The organism is Fictibacillus nanhaiensis (assembly GCF_019801215.1).
Taxonomy (GTDB): domain Bacteria; phylum Bacillota; class Bacilli; order Bacillales; family Fictibacillaceae; genus Fictibacillus; species Fictibacillus nanhaiensis_C.
The window spans coordinates 183,060-195,725 of sequence record NZ_JAHVJO010000002.1; the positions used below are offsets into that span (position 1 = coordinate 183,060).

At 38.3% G+C, this 12,666-nt stretch carries 13 protein-coding genes; 3 read left to right on the top strand and 10 right to left on the bottom strand.

Going from position 1 to position 12,666, the window contains the following annotated elements; translation table 11 throughout:
- Positions 1-20 precede the first annotated feature (20 nt).
- The 3 genes from KUV80_RS09480 to KUV80_RS09490 all read right to left on the bottom strand — a co-directional run bounded on the left by KUV80_RS09480 (position 21) and on the right by KUV80_RS09490 (position 3,613).
- Positions 21-1,415: a DUF2254 domain-containing protein gene (locus KUV80_RS09480; protein WP_246625144.1), complete on the bottom strand. Its 1,395-nt coding sequence runs from the start codon at positions 1,413-1,415 to the stop codon at positions 21-23.
- Positions 1,416-1,590: 175 nt separating this feature from the next.
- The gene (locus KUV80_RS09485; protein ID WP_425308567.1) at positions 1,591-1,917 is read right to left on the bottom strand and encodes an MGMT family protein; all 327 of its coding nucleotides are present in this window, start codon (positions 1,915-1,917) and stop codon (positions 1,591-1,593) included.
- Between the two features lie 76 nt (positions 1,918-1,993).
- Positions 1,994-3,613: an ABC-F family ATP-binding cassette domain-containing protein gene (locus KUV80_RS09490; protein WP_222462478.1), complete on the bottom strand. Its 1,620-nt coding sequence runs from the start codon at positions 3,611-3,613 to the stop codon at positions 1,994-1,996.
- 287 nt (positions 3,614-3,900) lie between these two features.
- Between KUV80_RS09490 and KUV80_RS09495 the strand changes: the two genes are divergently transcribed.
- Positions 3,901-5,013, top strand: a complete 1,113-nt coding sequence (locus KUV80_RS09495; RefSeq protein WP_222462479.1) for an NADH:flavin oxidoreductase — start codon at positions 3,901-3,903, stop codon at positions 5,011-5,013.
- 51 nt (positions 5,014-5,064) lie between these two features.
- Here KUV80_RS09495 and KUV80_RS09500 read toward each other — a convergent pair whose 3' ends face one another.
- From KUV80_RS09500 to moaA, 5 genes are all read right to left on the bottom strand, one after another.
- Positions 5,065-5,829 (bottom strand): PAS domain S-box protein, encoded by a 765-nt coding sequence (locus tag KUV80_RS09500; protein WP_222462480.1) that lies wholly within the window; start codon positions 5,827-5,829, stop codon positions 5,065-5,067.
- Positions 5,830-5,973: 144 nt separating this feature from the next.
- The gene (locus tag KUV80_RS09505) at positions 5,974-6,408 is read right to left on the bottom strand and encodes a Dps family protein (RefSeq protein WP_222462481.1); all 435 of its coding nucleotides are present in this window, start codon (positions 6,406-6,408) and stop codon (positions 5,974-5,976) included.
- Positions 6,409-6,420: 12 nt separating this feature from the next.
- Positions 6,421-6,870 carry a TlpA family protein disulfide reductase gene (locus KUV80_RS09510; protein WP_222462482.1) on the bottom strand — a complete coding sequence of 150 codons (450 nt, stop codon included), beginning with the start codon at positions 6,868-6,870 and terminating at the stop codon, positions 6,421-6,423.
- Positions 6,871-7,012: 142 nt separating this feature from the next.
- Positions 7,013-7,687: a TVP38/TMEM64 family protein gene (locus tag KUV80_RS09515; RefSeq protein WP_222462483.1), complete on the bottom strand. Its 675-nt coding sequence runs from the start codon at positions 7,685-7,687 to the stop codon at positions 7,013-7,015.
- Between the two features lie 320 nt (positions 7,688-8,007).
- Positions 8,008-9,030 (bottom strand): GTP 3',8-cyclase MoaA, encoded by a 1,023-nt coding sequence (gene moaA / locus KUV80_RS09520; protein WP_222462484.1) that lies wholly within the window; start codon positions 9,028-9,030, stop codon positions 8,008-8,010.
- Between the two features lie 394 nt (positions 9,031-9,424).
- Between moaA and KUV80_RS09525 the strand changes: the two genes are divergently transcribed.
- Entirely contained in the window at positions 9,425-9,625 is a 201-nt protein-coding gene (locus KUV80_RS09525) for a cold-shock protein (protein WP_066292711.1), read from the top strand.
- Positions 9,626-9,808: 183 nt separating this feature from the next.
- Positions 9,809-10,696: an STAS domain-containing protein gene (locus tag KUV80_RS09530; protein ID WP_222462485.1), complete on the top strand. Its 888-nt coding sequence runs from the start codon at positions 9,809-9,811 to the stop codon at positions 10,694-10,696.
- Positions 10,697-10,716: 20 nt separating this feature from the next.
- On the opposite strand, the gene KUV80_RS09535 is transcribed toward KUV80_RS09530, so the two are convergent.
- Positions 10,717-11,352, bottom strand: coding sequence for a methanogen output domain 1-containing protein (locus tag KUV80_RS09535; protein ID WP_222462486.1), 636 nt, complete (start codon positions 11,350-11,352; stop codon positions 10,717-10,719).
- 424 nt (positions 11,353-11,776) lie between these two features.
- The gene (locus KUV80_RS09540; protein ID WP_222462487.1) at positions 11,777-12,601 is read right to left on the bottom strand and encodes a DUF2935 domain-containing protein; all 825 of its coding nucleotides are present in this window, start codon (positions 12,599-12,601) and stop codon (positions 11,777-11,779) included.
- Between the last annotated feature and the right edge of the window lie 65 nt (positions 12,602-12,666).

Genomic DNA, 12,666 nt, shown 5'->3' on the forward strand with positions numbered 1-12,666 from the left:
AGTCCATTTCAAATCTGTATTCATTCCATTCCAAAGCTATTCCTCTTTTTCCTATTCTCCCTGAACGCTTCATATTCTTTTTCATGGTTTGTCGTAACCGCAAGATTATACAACGCTTTATAAAATTGCTGGTAGTCTAGTTTAAATAAAAACAGATCCTCAAAACCGTTTGCTGTGTACACGCCAAATTCCCAAACCGCCTTATAATCTCGCTTATTCAGAGATTTTGCCATCAAATCTAAAACCTTCAATATTTCAGTAGAGATAATGACATTTTCTTTTGCATAGTGTCTGATATAACCGAGACCGTTATATAAATAATGATTAAAATCTCTTTCCTGTAAGACCACTCTAAGGTTATTCTCCTTATCCATCAAGTAGCTAGAAAAGTTCGCACCTCGTGAAATAGCAGCAAGGACCTCGCCAAGCTGATAAATCGCATTTGTTGCTGTTTTAGGGTCATAATGTCCTAATGACCTTATCGCGACTTCTACCAGTTTATTAATACTGAATTCAATATCTTGAACTTCCGTCTGACGTCTTCGAATGCTAAAAAAGGAAAGGAATTTTTCCTCCTCGATTTCTTTTTCGCTTTTTTTCCAATACGTGATAATCGGTGTTGATGCAAATACATAGCTTCCAATCGTATATTCTAGCCTGATAACAATGTCGTCTTTTTGAGCTTCCTCAATCATACTTGTAAAGTCCACAAGTTGAATATATCCAGACTTTCTAGCTAGAATCATTGTCCCTTGAGTCTCACATATTTTATGGTCGATGCTGTTTAAATCGTCTACTCGATGCATATCTAATTCATCTTTTAATGCATTTTTCACAATGTATAAGGCTTCTTTTTTCATGTCATATGTCATTTGGTTAACTTGGAGCCAAGCAACAGCATGATTAATAAAAAAGATAAACGTTCCAATCGATAGCGCTGCGATGATGGTAGCTAAGACAGGAATTGCAAAATAATAGGCAGCGATTCGTTTATTCAAAAACAAAAAAGATAATAGCATATAAATAAAACTTGATGTAAAGATTCCAAGGACACGCTGAGTAGCTTTACTGGCAATAAAATTTTTCAACATGCGTGGTGAGAACTGGCCAGAAAACGTCGTAAAAACAACAAGAATCAAGTTGAAGGTGAACGTTGTTAATGTGAGAATTGCAGCAGTAAGTGTACCGACCAGTGCAAGAGTCAGTCCATAATCCACAGCAAAAAAAGGCCGCATGTTTGTTCCTAAATCATATTTCAAGTCTGCCGTTAATGCACCACCCACTAACAAAAAGGATAAAAACACATAGAGTACAGGTGTAAACCACAAATTAGATTGCACCGTATGAGACAATTCTCTTTCTGACATTCTCGTATATTTCTTCATCAAATGATCAAACTGATTCACCTTAAACATTTTCAAATCCTCTCAAAAAAGCAAAATGAGTGTAGGGGTTTTCCCAACCATACATCTTAAGACATCTTTCCTATTTTGCCCTAAATCAAAAAAGTAAAACTTATTATCTAACAGGTCCTTATCAAAAAACGATTCTTCCCATGTAAGAATCGTCACCAATTTGTTTGTATAAGACTCACAATTTGTTTATCTCTAAATGCGGATCAAATCGATAGGCATCAAGATTGATCCTGCCTTTTCCTGAAACCTTTACACCTTCACCCTCCAACAAAGCTTTTTGCGTAAAGAATAACTCTTCGTCTTGAACACCAATCTCGCCTTTTACATTAATAACCCGATACCAAGGCAGTTTGTGCTTTTTACTCATCGAATGAAGAATGCGAACCACTTGTCTCGCTCCTCGTGGACTTCCCGCTGCTTTTGCGATCTGCCCATACGACATCACCTTCCCGCTAGGAATGTCTTTAATGATGGCTACTACGTTTTCTGTAAAACGCTCCAATACATTCACCCCCTGCATAATCCTTATAAAAAAGGAGTGCCGCATCTGTTAAGATTCAGCACTCCTTCCTTTTTTATTATTGATACATCATTTGGCGCTGCTTTTTCATTTCGTCATTTGCTAAAAATTCGTCATATGGCATTTGCTTATCAAGAATGCCCTTAGGCGTAATTTCAATAATGCGGTTTGCAATTGTTTGAACGAACTGATGGTCATGTGATGTGAACAGCAATGAACCTTTATATGCGATTAAACCGTTGTTTAACGCGGTGATCGATTCAAGATCCAAGTGGTTCGTCGGATCATCCATCAATAGTACGTTTGATCCACTCAGCATCATCTTCGAAAGCATACAGCGTACTTTTTCTCCACCAGATAATACAGATGGCTTTTTCATTACTTCTTCGCCAGAGAACAGCATTCGTCCAAGGAACCCGCGAAGGAAGCTTTCCGTTTGATCTTCTGGTGAGTATTGGCGCAGCCACTCAACAAGAGTAGGTTCGTTGCCATTAAAATACTTCGAGTTATCACGCGGGAAGTAGGCATGTGAAGTTGTTACGCCCCACTTGTATGTGCCACTGTCCGCTTCCATCTCACCCATCAAAATCTTGAACAACGTCGTGATTGCAATTTCTTCTTTACCAACAAAAGCGATCTTATCGTCTTTATTCACGATAAAGCTCACGTTATCAAGCACTTTTACGCCGTCTATCGTTTTCGTTAATCCATCAACGCGAAGAAGGTCGTTTCCGATCTCACGGTTGATGCCAAATTGAACGTACGGGTATTTACGTGATGAAGGTCTGATGTCATCCAAAGAAATTTTATCTAAAAGCTTTTTACGAGAAGTCGCTTGTTTCGATTTAGAGGCATTTGCACTAAAACGAGCAACGAACGCCTGAAGTTCTTTAATCTTCTCTTCTTTTTTCTTGTTCTGATCTTGCGCCATGCGTTGAGCAAGCTGCGAAGATTCATACCAGAAATCATAGTTCCCAACATAGATCTGAATTTTACCAAAATCAAGATCGGCCATGTGTGTACACACTTTGTTTAGGAAGTGACGGTCATGGGAAACAACAATAACGGTATTTTCAAAGTTGATCAAGAACTCTTCCAGCCATTGAATCGCTTGTAGATCCAAGTGGTTGGTAGGCTCATCAAGCAACAGGACATCTGGCTTGCCAAAAAGAGCTTGCGCAAGCAACACTTTCACTTTATCAGAACCTGTAATGTCTGCGAGTTTTTTCGTATGAAGGTCTTCTTTAATTCCGAGACCTTTTAGAAGGATTGCCGCTTCCGATTCCGCTTCCCAACCGTTAAGCTCAGCGAATTCACCTTCAAGTTCTGCAGCACGGATTCCGTCTTCATCAGAAAAATCAGCTTTCATATAGATCGCATCTTTCTCTTGCATCACTTCGTAAAGACGGGCATGCCCCATAATAACCGTTTGTAAAACTTCTTGATCTTCATATTCAAAGTGGTTCTGCTTTAACACAGCAAGTCGCTCACCTGGAGTCATATGAACATCACCCGTCTGAGCCTCGATCTCACCTGAAAGGATTTTTAAGAATGTAGATTTCCCCGCACCGTTCGCACCAATTAAACCGTAACAGTTTCCTGGCGTGAACTTTATATTAACGTCTTCAAACAGCTTGCGGTCGCCGTAACGAAGACCAACGTTAGTAACAGTAATCATGTAGAATTCTCTCCTTTTATATAAAACTAAAGCTGACTTTATGATTCAGCCTCCATAAATGTATTCAACCTATATGAATGTCGTGCAAAAATGCATACTTACTGATTGTATCATAAATACACCAAGTTTAACTTTACAATCTTGTACACTCTGTAAATAATTCATACTTTAATGTGGAAAATAAAGAAGCAGCAATGGAAGCATTATATTTGAAGGGCTTTGTAATGTGTGATACCTTTTACAAAGAAAAAATTATTTACTTACTTTTGGGAGGTTTGACAAATACCATGACAAAACAAGTTTTCTCTTCATTTTCACTCGGTTCACTTCAATTGAAAAACAGATATATTGTAGCGCCAATGACTCGAATAAGTGCTGATGACGATGGCACTGCAAACGAAACAATGGCTCAATATTATGAACGATTTGCAAAAGGCGGGTTTGCCATGGTGATTTCTGAAGGAATCTATACCGATACCCTTCACAGCCAAGGCTATTTAAACCAACCAGGTCTCGCTACTTCTGAACACGTTGAAGCGTGGAAAACCGTGTTGCGTCCAGTAAAAGAAAACGGTGCAAAAATGATCGCTCAATTGATGCATGCTGGGGGGCAGAATCAAGGAAACTCCTACACAGAAACAACGATCGCACCATCAGACATCGCCCCAAAAGGAGAACAATTAGGTTTTTATCATGGCTCAGGTCCTTTTAAAACACCAAAAGCTATGGATGAAAAAGACATTCAACAAGTGATCAGATCCTTTGCGGCATCAGCTCATAACGCACAACAAGCTGGGTTTGACGGAGTAGAAATACACGGAGCTAACGGCTATTTGCTTGATGAATTTTTAACCGAGTATTTGAACAAACGCGAAGACGAGTTCGGTCCTACCATCGAAAAAGCTCTTACACTTTTTGTGAAGATCATCGAGGCTGTTAGAGAGGCAACGAGTCCTGATTTCACAGTAGGAATTCGTATCTCACAAGGAAAAGTATCTGATCAACTATATAAATGGCCGAATGGAGAAAAAGATGCTGAACTTATCTTCTCTACTTTAGGCAATACAGATTTAGATTATATCCACGTAACGGATAAGGATGGAACGGCTCCTACCTTTGGTGAAGGTACGAAATCGTTAGCGCAAGCGGCAAAAACGTATTCCAAAGGTAAACCAATCATCGCCAACGGCATGCTTCACGACGAGGAAAAGGCAGAAAAGCTCATCAAAGATAATCACGCTGACCTCATCAGCATCGGTACAGGTGCTTTAGCTAATCCCGATCTGCCATTAATGATTGAAAGAGGGGAAACACTAAGACCGTTTCAGCCGCAGGAAATCTTAATGCCGATTGCACATATTAAAGAAGTTGAACTAAATCAACACATCCTCACAAAATAATAGCAAAAGCCCCGAATTGCTTGTCAGCATCGGGGCTTTCTTTTCTTTGATTTACTTTAATATTCGCAGTGCTTCCTTCACGTTTTTCATCGTTTTGATGGAAGAAAAATCCTGACCCATTTCAACGGCTTTATAAGCGAGTTCTGGGCGGATACCAGTGAGGATCGGACGAATTCCTAATAGCTTCATAATAGAATTAATCTTAAATAAAAAATCTACAACCGTTTCATCCAAATTATACGTTCCTGAGAAATCAAGAATAAGATAGTTGAGGTTTTCATTTTGTATTTTTGATGGTATAAAATCTAAGAGCTGTATCGCTTTATCTTCATCTATTGAACCTACAAGAGGAATAACAGAAATGCCATCTGAAACCGGTACGATTGGTGTTGATACCTCATTCATAAGCTTTTTCAGCTTCTTCTCAGCTTCAATGCGAGGTGTAATATCCCTTAAGATTGACTGAACCGCTTTTTGTTGACCAAATTGAACAGGATGACAATACAATTCTACATCAACTAAAGTACCATCAAATCTCATAACCTTTAGTTCAATAAGCTCTCCTATTATATTATGTTCTATATTGAGCCTAATTCTTTCCTCAATTGATGATTTTGCATCCTCTAAAAAAATATCTAATACATTAGCCCCAATGATCGATTCTTTATTACTTCTTAAAAAATCCGCACCACTTTGATTAATATATAATACTTTATGATCGGCATGGATGATCGTTGTTTCAAAAGAATATTCGACGATTTGCCGATACATTTCTCTTGAATCCATCACTAACGTATCCCCGTTAGAAGTACTCATCACTTCACCGCCTCATTTTTTTATTTTTGTGATTACTTTCTATATTAATAGTAAACCTTTTTAAATAATTTGCAAAATTTTTTTACAAATAAACTGATTGTTTCTTGTAAATAAAAAACGAGCGACCGAAGTCACTCGCTTGATCTAGCTTACAAACGCTCTTAGCATCCAATTATGTTTAGCAAGACTTTCACGAACCGAAAGCAGCATGTCATGTGTTACCTCGTCGCCTTCTCGTTCTGTAATTTCCATGCCTTCTTTCATCTCGGCAATCAAATGTTCAAAATCACTTATTACGCTATGAACCATCTCTTCAGCCGTTTCTGCTCCCCGAGCTTCCTCAACAGTTGAAGAATCTAAATACTCTTTCATCGTCGCTACTGGTGTTCCTTTTAGAACGAGCAGTCGCTCTGCTAATTCATCAATGTTTGTTGCCGCCTCATTGTAAAGCTCTTCAAACTTTTCATGAAGAGTAAAGAAATGAGGACCTTTTACGTACCAATGATAATTATGCAGTTTTACAAACAATACGTTCCAGTTCGCTACTTGTCTGTTTAGTACTTCTTGAATGGTATTCATATCATTAGCCTCCTACTTTGTTTCTTCGTTTAGTACACGGTTTAATCGCTTCCGAAGCATGTCCATTCCGCTTCCTCCAGCTTGGAAGTGGCGAAGCTTTCCTTCTTTATCAAACACATAATAGGCAGGGACATACTTATTTTCAAAAAGATCTGTAAGCTTATGTTCACTATCTACGTAGATCGGCTGTGTGATGTCATGACCGATTGCCATTTGTTCAATCACACTCATCTCAAGATCTCCTTCAGAACGAGGCATATGAACGGCAACGACATTCAAGCTATCTTCATATTCATCACGTAGTTCATTAACGTCTGGCATTGCCTCTTTACATAATCCACAGCTTACTGACCAAAAATGAATCAGTGTTGCTTTTTCTCCTACTAGCTCTTCCTTTATCACTTCATCATTCAGCCAAGCCGTAGCTCCATCTAGCTCAGGCATTTGTTCACGTAATTTCAATTAAATCCCTCCGAAAGTTAAACAGTTGTTTATATTTTTATTTACATTCAATACTAGTTTATAATAATTATAATTAAAGAACAAGTATTGTGCTTAACTTAAGAAAAAGATATTTTTGTTTTATAAAAAAACCTAGTATTAACTAAGCGTTATCTTCTTTATGATGATGCAGGGATCGGGGAATGTATCGCATTTGTTTTAGAAGAATAGGAATACATGCTGCTCCTATCACCAATCCAACAGCAAGAGCCATTACTGCTCCATCTCCTTTAATAAAACTGTCGCCTAATAAGTTATAGGCTAACGTTCCTGGCAATACACCTAGCATCGTCGCAAAAATATAAGAACGAAGCTTTAATTTGGAAATGCCCGCTGCATAGCTCACGAGATCAAAGTTCAAAACAGGAATGATCCGGAGCAATAAGATATAAAAAAAACCTTTTTCCTTCATCTGTTTTTGCCACAGTTCCATTCTTAATGAGACTGTCGTTTTCTTTTTCAGCATCCGTGAGCCGAGATGTTTTGCCATATAAAAAGAAAGGATCGCTCCTATCGTAGCACTGAAAACCGTATAGATCGTTCCCCATAATGCCCCAAAAGCCAATCCGCCTGCAAGGGATAATACAGATATCGGAAAAAGAGTCAGAGGGCGGATCACGTTTATGGCGATAAAGATAAAAGGTGCAATCATGCCAAAAGAAAGGACCAAGTCACGTAAAGACATAGGGGAAACCATGAAAACATAGTGGTTGAGCGCTAAAAATATCATCACAACCGCTAGAAGAAACGTTATCTTCATCCAAGCACTCTTTTTCATAAGGGTCCCTTCTTTACTCACAAATTTTTAGAGATTTCGTATAGTAATCATTCCCTTAAATCTGCATGTCGTAAACCATTCTTTGTCCCTGTTTAAAGACCATTCCGTTCCCGGATGGATCGGTTGCTTATAACTTATTCTCTTCCGTAGTAAAAGGCACAAGATTATCTTGAAGCCCTTCAAAAGGAGGTACGGCAATTTTATAAATCTTTATCCCAGTTAGTTACATTGCCTATGTGTGTATCTTTATGAATGAAAATCATCATTAATCCCATCCTTTATTTTGAAAAAATCACAAAACAAAAAAGAGACTGATAGGATCAGCCTCCAATGTATGACATCTCTATTTTTTTTCTCCGATCAGCAGCAGTTTGATCTCTTCTTTCATCTGAATATCGGTCAATCCGATACGCCCATGTGCGTAAAACTCGCTCGTAGATGTCTTCGTCTGTCACACCAGAACGAATGTAGTGTTTGAAATCCGTGCCTTTTGCGGCAAATAAACAGGTGTAGACTTTTCCATCGGCAGACAGCCTTGCCCGTGTGCATGTAGAACAAAACGAATCACTAATAGAAGAAATAATCCCGATTTCTCCCGTACCATCCCTATAACGATACCTTTTTGCGACCTCACCGAAATAATGGCCAGGAACAGGTTCAAGAGGATGCTCTTTTCCGATTAGGTTTACGATTTGATTCTTTGTAAGCACTTCTTCTCTGTTCCAGTCATTTGAGTTCCCAACATCCATGTATTCGATAAAACGAAGCACATGTGATGTATTTTTAAAATAACGGGCCATCGGCAAAATCTCTTGGTCGTTGACACCCTTTTTAACCATCATATTGATTTTGACTTGAAGACCAGCTTCCTGTGCAGCGTCAATTCCCTTTAGAATAGGCTGAACACCTACTCCACGTCCATTTATTTTACCGAAAAGAGCCTCATCTAGCGTATCTAGACTCACTGTCACTCGATCCATGCCCGCTCTTTTCAAATCCTTAGCAAGCTTTGGCAGCAAAACGCCATTTGTCGTTAAAGCAATGTCATGTATTCCATCTATCATACGAAGTCTTTCTAATAACTCAGGCAATCCCCTGCGCAATAGAGGTTCTCCACCGGTAATCCGGATTTTTTCAACACCAGCTTTTGCAAACTGTCGTGCAATCCGTTCAATTTCATCAAATGACAACAACTCCTGTTCAGTTAAAAACGGATAATTGGTATCAAAAATTTCTTTAGGCATACAATACGTACAACGAAAATTGCATTGATCCGTTACAGAAATCCGCAAATCACGAAGCGGACGATGCCACTGATCTACGACACGGTTTTCCTCTTTCATAACATCACGCCATTATCTTAGTATTTTTTTTAATGTACCACGAATAAAAGGAAGTTAAAACCAGAAACGCTTCTTCAACTGCTCTTTACTTCATCGTGAAATGTTATTAGTATTAGTTCTTAATTACTAAAGAAGTATGGCAGTACCGGTTTTATGAATCGTTTTTACCAAATTTTTGTACAATTACAGTTAGCTTTTCCTGTTCTGGCGGGGTTTTGAGCACATTTGAAATAAATAAAGAAGAAGTACTTTTCACTTTCACTTGTGTATTAGAATATAAAGTGTTACGATAAGTAAGAATTATTTTTGTTCGATTGTTCGAGTATTATCTTGATATTATTTGAACAAGGATAGTATTAACTAGTGCGGATTGGCACGACAGGAGGCAACAAACATGGAACAAGGTAAAGTAAAATGGTTTAACGCAGAAAAAGGTTTCGGTTTCATCGAGCGCGAAGGTGGAGACGATGTATTCGTACATTTCTCAGCTATCCAAAGCGAAGGATTCAAATCTTTAGATGAAGGTCAAGACGTAACTTTCGAAGTAGAACAAGGACAACGCGGACCTCAAGCTACTAACGTACGTAAGGCATAATAGCCATAATAGATAAACAGGGCTCTTTCAATAGAGGCCTGTTTTTTTGTTTTAATCTTCCTTATCCCGTCTTCCTCCCTATTTAATTTAATTCATGCTCCAAAAATTTTTCAGTAAATTCAAACATGTATGAACTATTTTTGATACAATAAAATTAACGTCTTAAACTATTAGGAGTACAAAATGGATCTTCAAATCAAGCAAAATTTAGATCAAATCGCAATCGGTACAAAGTTAACAGAAAATGCCGCAAACATTGCACAGAAGATCATGACAAACATACAAAATAGTGAAGCCTATGTTTCCCTTCAACTACCTGAGAACGCTCCTGGGGGTTTAGATGACTCGATAGCTTTCATCCGTTTATTGGGTGATGCCATTTCTGATAAAATCACAGACAAGAAGAAAACGATCTCGGAATGGGCTGAAAAAGTGGGCTTGCTAGCTGTACAATCCGGACAACCACTTGATGAATCATTAGAGGGGACTTCTTATTATCGTACAGGGATTTGGGAATATATTAAAGAGGAAGCATTTCTTCAATCCATCCCAGCAGAGTCTCTATTACACATTTCTGCTACGGTTAATCCGCTGATTGATTATGCTGTACAAGCATACAGCAAATCGTACGTGAAACATCATAGGGAGATGACTGAAAAGTTCCACCTCTCTCTTCAAGAACTATCGGTTCCAGTCGTTCCTTTGTTTCCAGGCGTAGCCGTTTTGCCCGTGGTGGGAGAAATTGATACGAATCGTGCTAAAATTTTACTCGAGTCTACCTTACAGCAATGTATTGAAAACGCAATCACATCACTCGTGATTGATCTGTCGGGAGTCAGTTATATTGATACGATGGTCGCTCAACGAATCTTTCAGCTTGTTTCAACGTTAAAGCTACTCGGCGTTAAAACTACCTTAACAGGTCTAAGTCCTGAGATTGCTCAAACTTCCGTTAGCTTAAACTTAGATTTTAGTAAAATTGTTCTTAAAGGGAACTTACAGCACGCACTAGCCGAATTTGGTTATGGGAAAATCGAAAATGAACAAAACAAAAAGAACAGACTCGTTTAATGGGGTCTGTTCTTTAACGTCTAGGATTTTACACGTTTTAGTTCTGCTTTTAAGTCTTCTAGTTCCTGTAAGAGATTGATTACCATTTCATCGCTTTTTTTTAACTCATAATTAAGCATTGTAATGGTCTCTTCTTCCCAAGCAAAAGGATTCCCATTCTCCGGGGTTACAGGAATGTTCTCATATACGTCGCCTTCTTCTCTGTCATCTGGCTGAAAGTATATCGCTATTTCACAATTCGGATCTCCAACGGCAAGTCTTTTACGCAACGTGACTTTTCCATAACCGAAATTGCGTGCTGCGATGCCTCCAAACACACTTGATGTCATTCTGCATAAGTGCGGGGCATCATGAACAGCCTCCCCAAAAGGACACCTTTTCGCACGAACTACTACATGGTCAGGATTCACACTGACAACCTCAAAATGCCCACCGATCGAGTTTTTCAAATCCACGATAACATGAACATATTGTTCAACTGTCCAATGCGGAGGGTTATCATAAAAACTTTCGATCCATTCACCAGTTCTTATCCCTAATTGCTGGATATACTCCTCTGCAGCAGGACCTATCGTCTTTCTATGAATAAAGGCATACTGAGTAATGAGTTTTGCCAAAAAAGTGTGTCCATTCAATTCACCCTTTGAAAGATGCATAAAACATCTACCCTTTCATTTTATGAATTACGTGCTGTTCTAAGATCGTATGGCAAGATATGGACAACACTCTTTGGATACCCGATATAATGAGTTTGAAACCCCTTAACTTACGTATGAACATATTTAATCGTTTATTTTTTTCCTAATAAAACATTTCATCTCAAAATTCATTATCTGTAATACCTGATAGCTTTAAAACTATAGCAGATGTATTCTCCAAAAATATTATGCCTTCTGTACTTCTGGTCGGTCTAAGTGATAAAATCATGTATCTACCAAGTAAATTCCCCATATTATCTTGAATTCCTTTATTTTTCCATAAATAGACGCTGTTACGTCTCTATAAATGAGAATAACAGTATAGAAAGGCCAAAATAAACCCTTTTGAAACTCAGGTTGTTAAACAACGATTGATTATAAATTAACTTCGGAAGGATGGTTTGGATAGGCTGCATGTAGGATATTCGATATCGGGTGCGTAGTAGGAAAGCTTTTTCAAAAAATAACAGGCCTCTGGAAAATGATGCTCCAAAAACCTCAATGTTGTTTGATTGAACACTTCATCATTTATATACAAGGAAACCACATATTTCACAAGCTGTGTAAATTCTACAACAGCAACAGCAACTTCACGGGCAAAGTGTACTTGTGAAGGAAAATTGGCTGGTGTAAACCGCAGAAAACCTTTAATCGCATCATTTTGGAGCACAAATGAACCAAATAAGGTTTTATAATGTAGAGCCTTTTGAAGAAGTGGAATCTCGATTCCATCTAAGCTGCGGTTTAATAAGGCTGCATGACCTACTTGGTCCTCTAGCCATAGATCAAGCAAATCTACCAATGGAAGAGCAGGCGCAGTTTGACCCTTTACATAAAAGGAGAGCAAACGTAAGTATTCTTGATTTTCATTCAGAGTACCATTTAAGTAGGAAGGAGGTAAATTAAGGTTAATTTTGTTTTCTATTCGAAGCCGTTGTAAGTGACCTTCAAATTGAAAATAATCATAGGCAAGGTTGTACGCTTTTTTGGAAAAATGAATCGCTTCAGTATTGGATTCTTTCATATTCACAGGAAGTTGCTGTAATTGTACTCTCAGTTCTGCGAAAGCGACGATAAACTTTTTCGCCATTTCCACCCAATTGGATTCGCTTGGAGATAAATAATCACGAATAAAGTAGGCGTGGTCCTCTAAGATCTCCAACCAAAAACGATGTTCCTCATAAGGTGTAATTCGCTCAAAAGCCATTATATTGCCTCCCTAAAGATATCAATAATAAAGACTATGAATATCAGGACTCATCTATGTCAAAG

What these genes read in the sequence shown, in the direction of transcription:
- KUV80_RS09480 (WP_246625144.1), bottom strand. Translation starts at nt 1,415, where the DNA reads ATGTTTAAGGTGAATCAGTTTGATCATTTGATGAAGAAATATACGAGA.
- KUV80_RS09490 (WP_222462478.1), bottom strand. Translation starts at nt 3,613, where the DNA reads ATGATTACTGTTACTAACGTTGGTCTTCGTTACGGCGACCGCAAGCTG.
- KUV80_RS09495 (WP_222462479.1), top strand. Translation starts at nt 3,901, where the DNA reads ATGACAAAACAAGTTTTCTCTTCATTTTCACTCGGTTCACTTCAATTG.
- KUV80_RS09500 (WP_222462480.1), bottom strand. Translation starts at nt 5,829, where the DNA reads ATGAGTACTTCTAACGGGGATACGTTAGTGATGGATTCAAGAGAAATG.
- KUV80_RS09505 (WP_222462481.1), bottom strand. Translation starts at nt 6,408, where the DNA reads ATGAATACCATTCAAGAAGTACTAAACAGACAAGTAGCGAACTGGAAC.
- KUV80_RS09515 (WP_222462483.1), bottom strand. Translation starts at nt 7,687, where the DNA reads ATGAAAAAGAGTGCTTGGATGAAGATAACGTTTCTTCTAGCGGTTGTG.
- moaA (WP_222462484.1), bottom strand. Translation starts at nt 9,030, where the DNA reads ATGAAAGAGGAAAACCGTGTCGTAGATCAGTGGCATCGTCCGCTTCGT.
- KUV80_RS09525 (WP_066292711.1), top strand. Translation starts at nt 9,425, where the DNA reads ATGGAACAAGGTAAAGTAAAATGGTTTAACGCAGAAAAAGGTTTCGGT.
- KUV80_RS09530 (WP_222462485.1), top strand. Translation starts at nt 9,809, where the DNA reads ATGGATCTTCAAATCAAGCAAAATTTAGATCAAATCGCAATCGGTACA.
- KUV80_RS09535 (WP_222462486.1), bottom strand. Translation starts at nt 11,352, where the DNA reads ATGCATCTTTCAAAGGGTGAATTGAATGGACACACTTTTTTGGCAAAA.
- KUV80_RS09540 (WP_222462487.1), bottom strand. Translation starts at nt 12,601, where the DNA reads ATGGCTTTTGAGCGAATTACACCTTATGAGGAACATCGTTTTTGGTTG.